This is a genomic window from Gordonia aquimaris, assembly GCF_026262595.1.
GTDB lineage: Bacteria > Actinomycetota > Actinomycetes > Mycobacteriales > Mycobacteriaceae > Gordonia > Gordonia tangerina.
Window position 1 is genome coordinate 304,641 of sequence record NZ_JAPKFM010000002.1, and the last position, 14,908, is coordinate 319,548.

13 protein-coding genes and 1 pseudogene are annotated in these 14,908 nt (G+C 65.1%); 9 read left to right on the forward strand and 5 right to left on the reverse strand.

The features are described 5' to 3' along the window. Window positions 1-210: 210 nt before the first annotated feature. Window positions 211-1,398 (forward strand): alpha/beta hydrolase family protein, encoded by a 1,188-nt coding sequence (locus OSB52_RS03395; protein ID WP_372512316.1) that lies wholly within the window; start codon window positions 211-213, stop codon window positions 1,396-1,398. Window positions 1,399-1,428: 30 nt separating this feature from the next. After that, window positions 1,429-3,393, forward strand: coding sequence for an FUSC family protein (locus OSB52_RS03400; RefSeq protein WP_266060162.1), 1,965 nt, complete (start codon window positions 1,429-1,431; stop codon window positions 3,391-3,393). Window positions 3,394-3,432: 39 nt separating this feature from the next. Here the strand turns inward: OSB52_RS03400 and OSB52_RS03405 are convergent. Then, a pseudogene (locus OSB52_RS03405) lies at window positions 3,433-3,534 on the reverse strand (dodecin domain-containing protein); the annotation flags it as partial. Between the two features lie 114 nt (window positions 3,535-3,648). Between OSB52_RS03405 and OSB52_RS03410 the strand changes: the two are divergent. The 3 genes from OSB52_RS03410 to OSB52_RS03420 are packed head-to-tail and all read left to right on the forward strand — an operon-like array spanning window position 3,649 to window position 6,640. Next, window positions 3,649-4,182: a CinA family protein gene (locus OSB52_RS03410; protein ID WP_372512317.1), complete on the forward strand. Its 534-nt coding sequence runs from the start codon at window positions 3,649-3,651 to the stop codon at window positions 4,180-4,182. A 1-nt stretch (window position 4,183) separates the two neighbouring features. Continuing rightward, window positions 4,184-5,002: an NAD(+) synthase gene (nadE, locus tag OSB52_RS03415; RefSeq protein ID WP_235725955.1), complete on the forward strand. Its 819-nt coding sequence runs from the start codon at window positions 4,184-4,186 to the stop codon at window positions 5,000-5,002. A gap of 60 nt (window positions 5,003-5,062) precedes the next feature. Further along, complete coding sequence (locus tag OSB52_RS03420; protein ID WP_266060163.1) at window positions 5,063-6,640, forward strand: FMN-binding glutamate synthase family protein; 1,578 nt, start codon at window positions 5,063-5,065, stop codon at window positions 6,638-6,640. A gap of 2 nt (window positions 6,641-6,642) precedes the next feature. Here OSB52_RS03420 and OSB52_RS03425 read toward each other — a convergent pair whose 3' ends face one another. Then, a complete protein-coding gene (locus OSB52_RS03425) occupies window positions 6,643-6,855 on the reverse strand; it encodes a dodecin (RefSeq protein ID WP_266060164.1) in 213 nt (70 codons plus the stop codon). Between the two features lie 138 nt (window positions 6,856-6,993). Then, window positions 6,994-7,305, reverse strand: a complete 312-nt coding sequence (locus tag OSB52_RS03430; RefSeq protein ID WP_235725958.1) for a GlsB/YeaQ/YmgE family stress response membrane protein — start codon at window positions 7,303-7,305, stop codon at window positions 6,994-6,996. A 278-nt stretch (window positions 7,306-7,583) separates the two neighbouring features. Here OSB52_RS03430 and OSB52_RS03435 point away from each other — a divergent pair, with 278 nt between their 5' ends. The 3 genes from OSB52_RS03435 to OSB52_RS03445 all read left to right on the forward strand — a co-directional run bounded on the left by OSB52_RS03435 (window position 7,584) and on the right by OSB52_RS03445 (window position 10,625). Then, the gene (locus OSB52_RS03435; RefSeq protein WP_266060165.1) at window positions 7,584-8,498 is read left to right on the forward strand and encodes a manganese catalase; all 915 of its coding nucleotides are present in this window, start codon (window positions 7,584-7,586) and stop codon (window positions 8,496-8,498) included. Between the two features lie 131 nt (window positions 8,499-8,629). Beyond that, window positions 8,630-8,770: a hypothetical protein gene (locus OSB52_RS03440; protein WP_235725960.1), complete on the forward strand. Its 141-nt coding sequence runs from the start codon at window positions 8,630-8,632 to the stop codon at window positions 8,768-8,770. 139 nt (window positions 8,771-8,909) lie between these two features. After that, the gene (locus tag OSB52_RS03445) at window positions 8,910-10,625 is read left to right on the forward strand and encodes a plasmid pRiA4b ORF-3 family protein (RefSeq protein WP_235725961.1); all 1,716 of its coding nucleotides are present in this window, start codon (window positions 8,910-8,912) and stop codon (window positions 10,623-10,625) included. Window positions 10,626-10,639: 14 nt separating this feature from the next. On the opposite strand, the gene OSB52_RS03450 is transcribed toward OSB52_RS03445, so the two are convergent. Together OSB52_RS03450 and OSB52_RS03455 are read right to left on the reverse strand one after the other, a co-directional pair. Continuing rightward, window positions 10,640-11,386, reverse strand: a complete 747-nt coding sequence (locus OSB52_RS03450; RefSeq protein ID WP_268900573.1) for an MSMEG_1198 family transcriptional regulator — start codon at window positions 11,384-11,386, stop codon at window positions 10,640-10,642. Between the two features lie 292 nt (window positions 11,387-11,678). Continuing rightward, window positions 11,679-13,319 (reverse strand): DUF6777 domain-containing protein, encoded by a 1,641-nt coding sequence (locus OSB52_RS03455; RefSeq protein ID WP_235725963.1) that lies wholly within the window; start codon window positions 13,317-13,319, stop codon window positions 11,679-11,681. A gap of 380 nt (window positions 13,320-13,699) precedes the next feature. On the opposite strand from OSB52_RS03455, the gene OSB52_RS03460 reads away from it, so the two are divergent. Then, the gene (locus tag OSB52_RS03460; protein WP_266060166.1) at window positions 13,700-14,908 is read left to right on the forward strand and encodes a hypothetical protein; all 1,209 of its coding nucleotides are present in this window, start codon (window positions 13,700-13,702) and stop codon (window positions 14,906-14,908) included.

Genomic DNA, 14,908 nt, shown 5'->3' on the forward strand with positions numbered 1-14,908 from the left:
GCGGCAATGGTTACACCGATCCCGTGCCACACCTCATGCGACGTGATTGCGTTGGAGCACGCACAGATGGGAACTCGCGACGCAAAAAACGTGCCAGTTGCCTGCAGATTGCTGACAGATCTCCGCGGAAGTCACATCAGTGGCCACCGCTCGAGACGCAACCGGCTACTGTCCCGACCCGTGAGAGTGAACGCGAGGTCACGATTCTGGATCGTTGTGCTGGCAGTGCTGTTGGCAGTGGCCGCCAGTGCAGGCACATCAGGTGATGCCCGGGGCGACGACGACGTGTCGGTGGGTACGCCGAACTGGTCGGGGCTCGACGTCACCGACTACTCAGGCCCCATACCCGGGCGGTCGGGGACACTGATCGCGCAGGTCCCGTTGGCCGAATCGCTGACTCTGCCGGCGGCGGCCGAGGCCTACCGCATCCAGTTCTCGACCCCGAATCAGCATGGTGCGATGGCAACCAGTACCGGTGCGGTGTTCGTTCCCAAGGGGCACGCACCTGCCGGCGGATGGCCGGTGATCTCGTGGGCGCACGGAACGGTCGGGATGGCCGACGCGTGCACCCCTTCTGCGTTTCCACGGAGCGCCCGCGACGTCACCTACCTCGGTCATTGGCTCGATCAGGGTTACGCCGTGGTCGCCGCAGACTATGTGGGACTCGGCACGCCCGGATTGATGAGCTATCTGAACGGGGTCACAGCGGCCCACGCAATCGTCGATGCCGTCATAGCCTCCCATCAGATGGATCTTCCGCTGTCCCCACGGTGGGCGATCATCGGCCAATCACAGGGCGCCGCTGCAGCATTGAACGGTGCACGCTATGCCACCGAGTTCAGCCGCGGCTCGAAGCTGGACTATCGGGGTGTGGTCGCCACCGGAATTCCGGCGAACTTGGAGTACCTGTACCAGAATCTGGGGCCCGTCGTTCCGCCTTTTGCTCTGCCGGGTGGTCTGAACGCCTATACGGCCTACATTCTCGCGGGCCTCGACGAGGCGCGTCCCGACCTGCGGGTGAGTTCGGTCATGACCGCGAAAGGCGTTGCGCGGCTCGCGGAAGGCCGTGAGACGTGCTACCCCGTTCTGAAGGATGCTCTGGCGGGGGACCACGTCGCGTCCTGGTTCGCTGCCCCCTTGGCATCGCTTCCCGGCCTGGTACCGGCTCTCCACCGCTACATGTCGACGCCCTACAAGGGCTACGACCGACCGATCTTCCTCGGGCAGGGCCTGCGCGACACAGATGTGCCGGCACCCTCGGCGCTCTCCCTGTATGCGCAGATGAAAGCCAACAACCAGCCGGTCGAACTCCGCGTGTACCCCGACGACGATCACTCGAGCGCGGTCCTGGCGTCCATGCCGGACTCAACGCCGTTCGTCGCTCGTATTCTCCGGTGATCGGCTGCTCGCCACTTTGAGGAGGTGACCGTGCGTTCGCGAACTCCCGTCACCAGCGACGACTCGCGAGCTCACCCGGCCGCGTGGATTCGCGAGATGGTTCGTCTCAAGCCGGCCACAATGCCGGTGGGGCACATGATTCGAAGCGGCATCGTCGTCGGCGGGCCGTTCGTCGTGGGCGTGCTGATCGACGACGTCCTCACCGGGATGTGGATCGCTTTGGCGGGTCTGCTCTTGGCGGCGGGCGAGCGTGCGGGCACCTACCGCTTGAACTTTGCGATCGTTCTGATCTCCACCCCGATCGCAGCCACCGGATACGTTCTCGGTTTCCTGCAGCACATTCCGTGGGCAGCGATGATCCTGGTGATGGTCGCTCTTGCGCTCGGATGCGGATTGATCGCCGGTCTGGGGCCCGCATTCTCGGTCGCCGGGATGCAGTTTCTGGTGATCGCGTCGATCGCGATCGGTGCCTCGAGCATCTCCAATTGGTGGATACCGCTGGCACTGTACTTCGTCGGCGGAATCATCTACGCGGCACTGCTGGCCGTCGAAATGGTGATCGCACCACGACGGCCCCAGCGGTTGGCCCTCCAGGAGATGCTGCACAACCTGGCGGGCCTGGCCCACGCCCGCAGCGCTGACCTCCGCGACGGCGGCGACCGGTGCGGGGCGGCCATGGGGGCGTGCCAGTCCGCGCGCCGAACCGCGGTGACGCGCATCGCGGAGTTGACCGTCCCCGGCACCGATTCGTTGCGTACCTGGCATCTGACCAGTGCAGTCATCTTCGACGCCGAGCGTGTCGAGGCGCTGTTGATCGGAGAGCGGAGTGTGAGCGCTGTCGACGCCGTTGCTCGACAGCTGGACGCGCTGACCACGGTCGTCAGCGCAGAGAAGGAGGCGACGTCGACGACGGCGACCGAAAGCGCGACGAGCATTCGCGGGGGCCCATCACCGCGCCCCTCTCCGCTGGAGCAGAGTATGACCGAACTGGCGGAGGCTGTGCGCCACGGTCACGACGGTCGGATGGTACGGCACCCCGTGACTGTTCCGGCCATTGGCGGCGAGGTGGTGGCGGCCGCCGGCCGGCTCGCGCTCTGTTTCGGCATCGCGGTGGCCGCCAAGTTGTATTTTCCGTCGACCCATTGGTTTTGGGTGCCGCTGACGGTGTGCTTGGTGATGAAGCCGGACTTCGGATCGGTGTTCTCGAGGGCAATCCTGCGTGTCCTGGGCACCATCGCGGGCGCGGCGGTCGCCAGCATCATCATCGTGGTCGTCCCTAAAGGTCTCGGCATCGGGATCGCGATCGGCCTGCTTGCCGCCGCTGTTCCGTATCTGATGTTGCGGTCTTACGCACTGCAGGCCGTGGCGATCACACCTGTGGTGATCCTGCTGATCGATCTCATCAGCCCTGGTACGGAGTCGGTGAACGACGCCTGGCAGCGTATCGCGGCCACCGTGCTGGGTGGGGCCATCGTGCTCGTGTTCGGATACCTGATCTGGCCGCACAGCCGACAGGCGTGGGTCGCGGCGACCTTCGCCACCGCGACCGAGAGGATCGCTGCGTTCCTCACCACCGCAGCCACCCCGATCCCGGAGGATGGCCGCACGGCAGCCGAACGTCACACCGCGTTGGTTTCTGCCCGGCGGACCGCCTATCGCACGCTGTCAGATCTCGACATCCGAATGCAGCGCGCGTTGTCCGAGCCTCCGCCCGCAGAGACCGTCGCACGAGCGTGGATTCCGGCGATCGCGGCGACCAGCAGGCTTGCCGATGCGGTATCCGCCTATGCCGACGATCGCGTGAACGCAGACGCACCACCGAATCCAGCAGGTGCCGGTGTGGTGGCCGCGGTCATTCTCCAGCTCGGACGCGGAGACTCTCCGGACCCCGTCGAGGTCACCGACGATCGATTGAGTGCAGTCGCCGCCGGCGTGAACACGCTTCGCGCCACATTGCATCACGACGGAGACCGCGACGGCGAAGAATCCCGATGAAACCGATCATGAAAGACCGGGAACCGGTGCACCAGGAGGTCAGGCCTCGTTGAGACGGAACCTGACCTTCAAGGTCACCTGGAAGTGTGCGACCTGACCGTTTTCGACGTGGCCACGGGTCTCGACCGCCTCGAACCGTTCCACGTGCTCCAGCGTGACGTTGCGGACATCCCGGGAGCACGACACACCCGGCAGGTTTCGCTGCCGACGCGCAGCGGGTATCCGCTAGAACCCGTGATCGATGAGGAGGCGGATGTGGTGACCGAACCCGAAGATCGTGTACCGACCGACGAACAGGTGCACGAACGATGTGAGCAGCTCGCAGAACTCGTCGGACGTCATGAGCTCACGGTGGCCACCGCCGAGTCACTCACCGCGGGCAATCTCGCGTCCCATCTGGGCCGCGCCACGGCGTCGGGTGACTGGTACTGCGGAGGCGTCGTCGCTTATCGCAAGGAGGTCAAGCATGCCGTGCTGCACGCACCGCCCGGCCCAGTGGTGAGTGAGGACGCCGCCCGAGCGATGGCAAAAAGTGTCGCCGAACTCATGGACGCTCATGTGGCGCTGGCGGTGACTGGGGAAGCGGGACCGCAGTGCCAGGAAGATGTGCCGCCCGGCACGGTGTGGTTCGGCATGTACCGTCGCGGCGAGGTCTGGACCGAACACCACGTCTTCGACGGTGAACCCGAGAGCGTCTTGGCGCAGACCATCGGACGCAGCCTGGACCTGCTGCTGGAGCTCGCCGACAACTCCCGAACCAGCGACACACGATCGGAAGGGACACGCTGACATGACCGGCCTCCGCGACGAGATCCGACGCGAACTGCACCCGGCCGCGACCATCGATCCCGCAGACGAGGTCGAACGGCGCGTCACATTCCTGGCCGATTACCTGCGCACTACTCCGGCACGCGGATACGTCCTCGGCATCAGCGGCGGGCAGGACAGCACCCTGGCTGGACGGCTCAGCCGCCTTGCCGTCGAACGCATCTCCGGTGACGCGGAGTTCGTCGCGGTACAGCTGCCGTACGGACAGCAGTCCGATCAAGCCGACGTTGACATCGCGCTGGAGTTCATCGCACCTACCCTCACCTGCAACGTCGACATCAAGTCCATGGTGGACGCGGCGTCGTCAGCCGCCGCGCAGGGCCTTGGGGTCGAACAGATCAGCGACTTCGTCCGAGGCAATATCAAGGCGCGCCAACGAATGGTTGCGCAGTACACGATCGCGGGGGAGCGCAACCTGTTGGTGGTGGGCACCGATCACGCGGCCGAGGCGGTCACCGGATTCTTCACCAAATATGGGGACGGCGGCAGCGACGTCAACCCGCTGGCCGGGCTGACGAAAAGTCAGGGTGCGCAACTTCTCCGCCACCTCGGAGCGCCGGAGAGCACCTGGACCAAGGTGCCCACCGCCGACCTCGAAGACGACCGCCCGGCGTTACCCGACGAAGAAGCCCTCGGCGTCAACTATGCCGACATCGACCGCTACCTGCAGGGCGAAGATGTCGAGGCCGCGGCCGCCGACGTCATCGAATCCACCTACCTGCGTACGCGCCACAAGCGGGCGCTGCCGGTGGATCCGTACGACAGCTGGTGGCGCAACTGAGGTGCTCGCTTGCCCGCGACACCAGGGTTTCGGTAGCCGACCTATGGGAATCCTGCAGTCATGAGCAGGACGGTGTCGGCCATCGTCGCCGGGGCCGCGTCCGCAGTCGCTGCGGTCGCCGCCCGCGACCTCTTCCAGCGTAAACACGCGCTGCTGCGCAACTATCCATTGCTTGGTCATGCCCGCTACTGGCTGGAGTCGATCGGCCCCGAACTGCGGCAGTACATCGTGGCAGCCAACGACGAAGAACGCCCGTTCACCCGTGATCAGCGCCGATGGGTGTACGCGTCGGCGAAGAAGGAGAACAACTACTTCGGTTTCGGCACCGACAACGACCTCGAGTTCACGTCGGGCTACGCGGTGATCAAGCATCGGACGTTCGCCCGGTCGGTGCCGCAATCGACGCCGCAGGCCGGCCACTCGGCCATCGTGCCCTGTGCCAAGGTGATCGGGCAGGCGCACGATCGTCGACACGCGTTTCGGCCGGAGTCGGTGGTCAACATTTCGGCGATGAGTTTCGGTTCCTTGTCGGGAAACGCGATCGAGGCACTCAATCGGGGTGCGGCACTGGCCGGTTGTCTGCAGAACGCCGGTGAGGGCGGGATCTCCCGATATCACCGGCACGGTGGCGAGCTGATCTTTCAGATCGGCACCGCCTACTTCGGATGTCGCGACGACGACGGCCGCTTCGATCTCACGCTCCTGCGCGACGTCGTCGCGTCGGCGCCGGTGCGGGCATTGGAGATCAAGCTGAGTCAGGGCGCCAAACCGAGTCTCGGTGGGCTGCTACCGGCGGCCAAGGTCACCGACGAGATAGCCCGAACCAGAGGCATCCCGCGCGACCGCGACTGCGTCAGCCCGTCGCGTCACGCCGAATTCTCCGACACCGACAGTCTGCTCGAGTGGATCGAATTGCTCGCCGAAGAGACGGGGCTGCCCGTCGGCATCAAGGCGGCGATCGGCGACCTCGACTTCTGGTACGAACTGACCGAGCTGATGGAATCCACCGGCCGTGGACCGGATTTCGTGACCGTCGATGGCGGTGAGGGCGGTACGGGTGCAGCGCCGCTGATCTTCACCGACAGTGTGTCACTGCCGTTTCAGATCGGCTTCGCGCAGGTGTATCGGATCTTCGCCGCACGCGGACTGAGCGAAAAAGTCACCTTCATCGGCGGTGGCAAACTCGGCCTGCCGGACAATGCCATCGTCGCGTTCGCTTTGGGTATCGACATGGTCAACGTCGCCCGCGAGGCGATGCTCGCGATCGGATGCATCCAGGCACAGAAGTGCCATACCGACACCTGCCCCACTGGGGTGGCGACGCAAAATGATTGGCTGGCGCGCGGTCTGGTTCCCGGGGTAAAAGCCGAACGGGCAGCGAACTACATCCGCACGCTGCGTCGCGACCTGCTCAAGGTAGCGCAGGCGTGCGGCGTCGAGCATCCCGGCCTGATCGGTTGCGATTCCGTCGACATCCTCACCGGCCGCACCGTTTCCACGCCGCTGGACGCGGTCTACGGGTACGAGCCCGGGATGGGGTTGCCGTCCGACGCCGATCGGCGTGCGGTCATCCGGTTGATGAGCACCCAGGCAAGCGAGGGTGGTTCCGCACCGCCGTCGGCGACGAGCGTCGGCTGAGGTCAGGCCTCGTTGAGACGGAACCCGACCTTCAACGTCACCTGAAAGTGGGCGACCTGACCATTCTCGATGTGGCCACGGGTCTCAACCACCTCAAACCACTCCACGTGCTCCAGAGTCGCGCCGGCCCGGGAGATGGCGCCCTTGATCGCGTCGTCGATGCTGGTCGTCGACGAACCGACGATCTCGGTCACGCGGTACACATTGTCGCTCATCGGATCCTCCGTGATGTCGATGGTTGACGTGGGGCAGCGCCTGTTCGGGCAACCACTCCACATCGCTGTGCGCGGCAGCAGGGTTACCGGGCTGGTGGCACCTCAAACCCAGTCACTGTGCCGCACGTTCGTATCTGGTCAGCGTCTACCGGTCACCAATTTCACCAGGAACAGCAAGATCACCGACCCGAGCAGGGCGGTGAAGAAGGTGAACCACCATCCGCCGCTGGCGGTGTCGAAGGCGAAGCTGAGCAAGAATCCGCCCAGGAACGCGCCGATGATGCCGACGACCACATTCAGCAGAATGCCCATCTGGGCGTCGGTGCCCATGATCTTGCTGGCCAGCCATCCGGCGATCCCACCGATGATGATGTAGCCGATCCAGCCCACCGCTGTCGTTGTCGTGGACCGCTCGGCCACCACTGTGTACACCACGTCTGACGCGCTCACGTCGCAACCTCTCTGTCGTTCGTGCTTTCCGCTGTGCGAACTCTGTCGCCCTCGCACGAGGCGTCCTCGAATACCCCGAGGATGGAAACTCAAACCGCGCAGCGGTATCTCGGACCGACGTTTGGGGTTGTGCCTACGGGGGCATTCCGACGTCACGTTGCGGTTCAACCCTCCGCCGTGGCGGCCTCGCCGAACGCAGTCTCCAGGTGCGAACCAGCAATGCGCTCCTCGCAGCAACGCGTCGGCATTGAGCATGACTGCACATCTGAGGAGAGAACATGTTTCGCCACACCGACTACCTGCAGTTCGACGTCAAGCCAGAAAAGCCCGATCCCGTCTACGCGCACAAATTGCAGGAGCTCATCGGCGGCGCCTACGGCGAGATGACGGTGACGATGCAGTACCTGATGCAGGGCTGGAACTGCCGCATGAAGGGCAAGTACAAAGATCTGATCATGGACATCGCCACCGAGGAGATGGGCCACGTGGAGATGATCGCCACCATGATCGCACGGTTGCTGGAAGGTGCACCCGCCACCGACTCGACGAAGAACGCGGCCGGAGACCCGGTGGTTGCAGCTGTGCTGGGTGGAATGGATCCGCAGCAGGCGATCGTGTCCGGCGGCGGAGCGATGCTGGCCAACAGCAACGGTGTGCCGTGGAATGGAAGCTATATCGTCGCGAGCGGAAACCTGCTGGCGGACTTCCGTTCCAATGCTGCAGGGGAGTCGCAGGGCCGGCTGCAAACTGCCCGGCTGTTCCACATGACCGACGACCCGGGCGTCAAGGACATGTTGCGGTTCAACCTGGCTCGCGACACCTATCACCAGAATCTGTGGCTGGCCGCCATCGAGGAACTCAAAGCCGACGGCCTCGAAGACACCATCGCGCCCGACGATCTGCTCGACGAGGAACACACCGAACACGCGACGAGCCTGTGGCACCTGTCCGACGGCCCCGACGCGGACAAGGGCAGATGGGCCCACGGCACCGCGCCCGACGGCAAGCACGAGATGGGTTTCCTGGCCGATCCGCAGCCCCTGGGGGACAAGCAGTCCGGTCCGCCGCCGGACCCCAAGTTGTACGCCACCTACGACGGCGCGTTGGGTGAGCCGAGCAAGCCCGCTTTTGGTACCGAAAAGGGTGTGATGGGCAAGATCAAGGACGCTGTCGACCCGGATCCGACGGGCTAGGCGAGGTGCGGCCGTTATCGGAACGTTACCATGGTCGCGAAGATGGCACGATGTCGTGGACGCGGTGGATGACGGCCTCGCACCTCCTTAGCGTTGAGAACGAGTTCGGGACCGCGAGGGGAGAAGCCACGATGTCAGCAGCACAGGAAACGGCCGTCGCGCGTGAGTCGCAGACAATCGATTCGGTGATCGATCACGCACGGGCCGCCGTCGTCATAGGCGCATCTTTCGGTGCGAGTGCGTTGCTGACCTTCGGCATGTTCTTCGCGTAGCCAGTCGGCGCAACCGTTACGTGGAGCACGTTCGTGCTATGCCGGTGTGCCACCTGTGTCGATGAGTTCCGTCCACAGGTGGCGCACACCACGGCGGCATAGCTGAGGCGCGATGCCCGTCCGACTACCCTGCGATGTGATGTCGAAGAACAGGTCGAGCAAGCAGCAGAACCGCGATCGCCGCAAGGCCAAGCGGGCATCGCGCGGCGAATCCAACGTCGTCCCGCTGTTCCCGCAGTCCATGACGACGCCATCCTCGCTGATCCCGGCCGGATTTCAGGAGTGGGTGTCGACCGAGCTCTTCTCCGACGATGAGGTGCCCGCCGACGGGTTCACCGAACAACTCGAGATCCTGTTGCAGGCGGTGGCCGGTGTGCATCCGGAGTTCGACGCCACCGCGTGGACGATGGACGACGTCGAGGCCATGGGTGGCTTCCTGGAGTTCATGATCGAGAAAGAATCGATCCCGGTCGACCAGGCGCGGGTGATCGCCTACGCGGGCATGACGTTGGCGAGGTTCTTGACGGAGCACGGCCGGTGGGCCGGTGACCCCGATGCGCCCGCATTCGCCCAGGAGCGACTCCCCGCTGCGGTCGGGCTGATGATGGGCACCACCGAGATCGGACCCGTTGACGAGGACGCCGAACGAGCGGCACTGATGGCCACCGAACCGTTGGCACGGATCACGGTGCTGCTGGGCTGGCTGGGCGACGGCCGCCCCACCACGCCGAATCGGTGGCTCAAACCGGCAGCCGCCCGTGAACTCGCCCAAGCGCTCGGCCTCGAGATGCCGGCCGGCCGCACCTCCATGAGCAATTTCGCACCTCTCCGCCACCTGTGGCTCTATGCGCAGGCGATGGGGTTGATCAAGGTGAATACGGTGCGGGCGACGCCGGTGGTGAGTGCGGCGGAGTGGGAAGCCGCGCCGGTGCAGGCTCCTCGCAACGCATTGACCAACTGGATCGACAGCATGTTCCCCGAAGACGTCGACACCGAGTTCTCCGCACAGTTCTACGAGAGTCTGGCTGCCATCATCATGGCCGGCTGCACGAACTTCGCGAACACGCGCGCCGACATCGACGGCTGGGTGGAGAAGCTGGGATACAGCGAAGTGCTCGTGCGTGCGCTGCACGGCCGGCTGGCCTCGTGCATCGAGGAGGGATGGCTGACGCTCGAAGCCGACACCTACGTGGTGCCCGAGGCGCTCCGGCCGGCTGTGCTGCCCGCGATACCGCAACTGGGCCAGATGCAGGCGGCCAACGACGACGCCCTGTTCACCGACGCCCCCATCGATGGTGACCTGCATGTGCGGATCGAGCTCGACGGGGTGAGCCCGCCGGTGTGGCGGCTGCTCGTCGTCAACTCACTCACCACGCTGACCGAATTCCACGACATCCTGCAGACGGTGTTCGACTGGGAGAACAGTCATCTGCATCAATTCATCGCCGGTGGCCGACGGTGGATGGACGAGCGCGCGCTGACCGGCGAGGGTCGCGGTGATCTGCACAGCGAATACGACGTCATGGTCGGCGACATCCTCCGTGCGCCCGGCGCGCAGATGATCTACGAGTACGACTTCGGCGACGGGTGGTCGCACCTGATCACCGTGTCCGACATCAAGCCGGCTCCCGACGAGCGACATCCAGAGGTCCTCGATGGAGAGGGGATGGCACCGCTCGAGGACGTCGGCGGTCCGCCCGGGTGGGAAGACTTCGTTGCTGCGGTCAGCGACCCGCGCCACCCCGACCACGCCGAACGACGCGAGTGGGCCGGCTTGGCGCCGGGACAATCGTTCGATCCGACTGCGTTTGACCTCGCGGCGGTGAATCGGCAACTGCGGCGGTTGTTTAGCTGATCAAGGGCGGTCAGCTACACCGCGGACCCGAGAACATCGCTGTGGCCGTGTCGACGGCACCAACTGACGATATAGCGCGCGTGCAACCCACACCACCGGTACACGGAAGCCTGTGTGAGCGGCAGACGTTCGTCGTGCTCGTTGCGCGCGAGCATCATCGGTCCGATGTAGCTGCTCGCCACTTTGTTCGCCGTGTTCTGCGAGACCTTCGCGACCGATGCCAATCCGGCGTTGTCCGAGGCACTTCCGGAGGCGATCGCCCCGGCCAGTCGCGCTGCTGTGGTGCCGCGACGGCTGTCGAAGAGTTCGAACAGCGCGGGACGCGAAGTGCGGGGCACCGTGGTGGGTAGGCGTTGCCCGAGCGCTACGGTGCGCAACGCCGATATGAGTGCGCGCAGACCGTCCGACTTCGCGATCACGCCGGACACGTCGTCACGCAATCGCGCCTCGGCGAGGTGGTCTTCTTCCATCGAATGGCCCTGAGTTGCGAGCAGAACCGGCGCCGATCGATTCACCGTGTGCAATCCTTCGATGACGTCGAGACCGTCGAAGGTCCATTCCAGATCGGGCCGATTGAAGATCAGGTCGGCGCTGACCACATCGAACCGCACACGGGCGGCGATTGCATTGCGGAATTCGACGTCATCGCGGGCGACCACAACGGTGACGTCATCGAATTCCGACTCCAGAGGACCGGCAACAATGTGTCCGAGTGGAGATGCGATGAGGATTCGTAAACCAGCAGGCACGTGCGCAATCATGCCCTATCGGGTCATCGCACGCGCAATTCACAATCAGTGACGCCAGGATTTCCCATGCGTCGGGCATTGCCGCCCCGTGCTGTCGCACGAAAGGCACGTGAGGCGACCGGCGATGCCGTAGCTGCCGGCCAGCCCATCACAGGCCGGGCAGGGCACCAGCGGTCGCCCACATGTTCCGCATTCTTGCCGCGCGGGCTGCTGCGATTGCGTGTCGATGGGATCAGCGTACGCAGCGGGCGTGGCCACATCTTTAGGCCAAAACGACGAAAACGTGCGTGCAGAAATAGAACCGTCAGGCGACCGGCGTGGTGGTCGTGGTCGTCGTTATCTCGGGTGTGGTCGTTTCCACCGTCGGTTCCTCGGTCGGCGTCACTATCTCCGGTGTCGTGGTCTCCACCGTCGGTTCCTGAGTGATCTCGGGAGCCGGCGCAGGCGCCTGCGTGGTGGGATCGGTGGTCGTCGGCGTGGTGACCTCCGGGAGTGCCCGCCAGACCGCGGTGGCCACGTCGACGTCGACGGCCGACGCGTTCGGCGGGGTCAGCGAGACCGACCACACTCCCTCGGCATTGGTGGCCGAGTCGACCGAGGTACTCAGTAGCGACGACGCGTAGACCTCGCGGGCCACGGAGTCGCTGCAGTCCAACGTGAGTCGGGTGGCGGTGGTCGGTTCGGCCGGCACCGTGCAACTGACCGAGGTGTCATCGTCGTCGAAGGTCAACGAGCCGATCTGCTCGCCGGAGCCGGTGAACGTGGTGGGGCGCGGACGCTCGGACGAGTCGGGCGACGATGCCGCTGCCGACGCCGACTGAGCTGCGGCAGATTCCCCGCCCGCGGGCGCGGACTCGCCGCCGGCGATGGCCGGTGCGGATTGGCCTGCGCTGAGCTCCATCTCGGGGGAGTTGCCGTCTTCGGCGGCACGCTCCACCACGGCCTCCGCGGGCTGCGGGCTGCCGGCCTCGGCCAGACCGTTCTGCTCGGCTTCCTCGTCGCTGGTGGCGGTGAACGGCACGTTCAGGTCGGCGGGCGTGGGCAGGGGACCGGTCTGCGGCGGTACGCCGGTGAGGTTGAGTACGTTGCCGACGGTGCGCGTGAACAGTTGCGCGTTGTCGACGTTGATCAGCGATAGCGCGGCGGCCGCCAACGTCGCGGTGGGATCGGCTGCAGGTGCAACGACTGTCGTATTGTTCACGACCGTCACGTTCTCGGTGTGATAGGCCACCCGCACCACATTGTGCGTGTGATAGCTGCGCCATGGGGCGCCGACCACCCGATAACCGCCGACCGGTGCCGCTGCGGGCGGTGCTAGCGGGTTGCCGCAGGAGCAGATCGCGCGGGGCACACCGGAACCGTCGACGAGCACCGGCGTGCCGGCCTGCAGGACCGACTGGAACGCATAAGCGCTACCGCTGCGGTAGGAGTGGTTAGTGACCCAGGTGTCGGCGGTCAGCACCACCGGCGTCAGGGTGTTGAGGTAGTAGGGGATGTCGCTGGGGTTGATGCCGAAGACACTCGCCCACGCACGTGCCGCCGACGGATCGTTGGCCAGCGAATTGCCCAGCGCCGCGACGTCGCAGCTGGCGGTGCCACCGGCCCCGTACAACCCCTGTTCGGTGCCGTTGACCACGCGAACGCCGCGGTCCTGCGCACCCCGGGTGGATGCGAGTTGCACGTCGGTGGGCAGCTCCCGGTTGGTGAGTGCGACCGACGGTGTGAACGGATCCGGTTGCGTCTCACCGACGCCGAACAATCGCAGCGCCGGCGTCAACGGATTGCCGTCCTCAGACTTCACCGACAGCACGACGATGCTGGTGACGACCAATGCCAGCACGGCGACAATGGACCCCAAAATCAGGGTCTTCTTGCGCTGGTTGTCCGGCGAACCAGATGATGGCGGGAATGTGGGATAGGGGCCCGGGTTGTCGGGGAATGTCATCGCTCGACTTTCTGCAGCGCACAGTGGGACATGACAGAACAGCGGTACAGCGGGATGCCGTGGCGGACAGAGATACCCCCGAGAACCTTCTGATCTCACGCCCATGATTGATTGCCGCGGCGACGTCTGGGCTGATCGAAGCACCGAAAGTGAGGTTGCGCAATACGGCTCAACGGTTGTTGGGTTGATTCAGTCCTTTGGTTGAATGTGCCGTTAATCCGTTTGTGCTAACCGCGGAATCTGGTGGCAGAACGCGTAACGCGGCGCTCGACACCTTCATCTTTGACACAAATGGTCGATAGACCGCGCACTCACGTGCCGCTACCGTCGATTCATGGTGGACGGTCCACGGGTATGCGTCGTGCGCTTGTGGTGCCTGCATGTCTGACGCCGAGGGCACACCGCCGACAAACCAGACTCTGCAACTCGACTGGATGCAGTGGCATCCCGGCGACGCGCACCGCGCCGACGTCGAACCACCCGTGGAGGTCGATGACCCGCAGGCGGCGACAACCACGTCGTTCGCCCAGCCTCCCGTCTACCGCATCTTCACACCCAAACCCGTGGAGATAGCCGAATCTGACTCGGCCACCGACGTTCTGCGGAACGCTCCCACGGCCACAGGCTGGTCGCCGCCACCGCGACAAGCTCCCGACCGGTTCTCGAGGATCGTCTGGTCGGTTGTCGCCGTCATCGTGCTGGTGCTCGCAGCGGCCACGTGGGCGCTCACCGTCGGCCCGGCAAAAGACTGGTGGGTCGTCGACGAGGCTGCCAGTGGCGGCTCACAGTCGGCAACGGTCACCGCATGCGCGACCCCGCCCACCATGACTCCGCGCAGCGCCTCCCTGACTCCGGATGGCTTGGCCGTCACGGTGACCGCCGCCAGTTCCTGTGCCGACGGTGATGTGCTGTCCAATTCGGCGATGCAGGTGGCAGTGTCGTCGTCGGCGGGTCTGGTGGCGTCGGGATCGTTCGACTTCTCCTCGACTCCGATCGCCCTGCCCGGATCGGAGTCGGCGGGACGCGAAATCACCATGACCTTCCCGACCGGCAGCTATTACGGTCTGCCCGGTTCGGCCACCGCAGGTCTCACGGTCAGTCTGAATCCGGTCGGCTCGACGACCACGCAGGAACTGGCTTCCTTGGCCGTGCCGGTGTCGGTGTCACCGGCGCAGATCTACGTCCCGCCCGGGGTTGATACCGAACAGGCCATCGCGCAGGCGTTGAGTGCGCAGGCCGACGCCGACCGCACCGAGATCCTCACCTCGGGCTCCGACCGGTGGGTCGCGCAGCTCAGTTCCAAACAGCCCGGTCTGGTCGCCGACGGCAAGGTCTGGACCAACCAGGACATCCTCGACGAGTTCGCGTCGTTCTATCAACGCTTCTCCGGAGCGCGTCTGTTGTGGAGTGACGAGTGGCCGGTGTTCACCTCGTCGGGTTGGTGGGTGAGCATCACCTCGCAGACTTTCCCCTCCGGGCAGGCGGCTGTGTCGTGGTGTGCGCAGCAGGGTTTCGACCGCGACCACTGCCTGGGCAAGCTCATCTCCACGACGTCCGGCCCGGCAGGTACGACGGTGTATCTGCCCTGA

Bases quoted from the DNA above. Each gene is read 5' to 3' on its own strand.
- nadE (WP_235725955.1), top strand. From the start codon at position 4,184: ATGACCGGCCTCCGCGACGAGATCCGACGCGAACTGCACCCGGCCGCG.
- OSB52_RS03420 (WP_266060163.1), top strand. From the start codon at position 5,063: ATGAGCAGGACGGTGTCGGCCATCGTCGCCGGGGCCGCGTCCGCAGTC.
- OSB52_RS03425 (WP_266060164.1), bottom strand. From the start codon at position 6,855: ATGAGCGACAATGTGTACCGCGTGACCGAGATCGTCGGTTCGTCGACG.
- OSB52_RS03435 (WP_266060165.1), top strand. From the start codon at position 7,584: ATGTTTCGCCACACCGACTACCTGCAGTTCGACGTCAAGCCAGAAAAG.
- OSB52_RS03440 (WP_235725960.1), top strand. From the start codon at position 8,630: ATGTCAGCAGCACAGGAAACGGCCGTCGCGCGTGAGTCGCAGACAATC.
- OSB52_RS03445 (WP_235725961.1), top strand. From the start codon at position 8,910: ATGTCGAAGAACAGGTCGAGCAAGCAGCAGAACCGCGATCGCCGCAAG.
- OSB52_RS03450 (WP_268900573.1), bottom strand. From the start codon at position 11,386: ATGATTGCGCACGTGCCTGCTGGTTTACGAATCCTCATCGCATCTCCA.
- OSB52_RS03455 (WP_235725963.1), bottom strand. From the start codon at position 13,319: ATGACATTCCCCGACAACCCGGGCCCCTATCCCACATTCCCGCCATCA.
- OSB52_RS03460 (WP_266060166.1), top strand. From the start codon at position 13,700: ATGTCTGACGCCGAGGGCACACCGCCGACAAACCAGACTCTGCAACTC.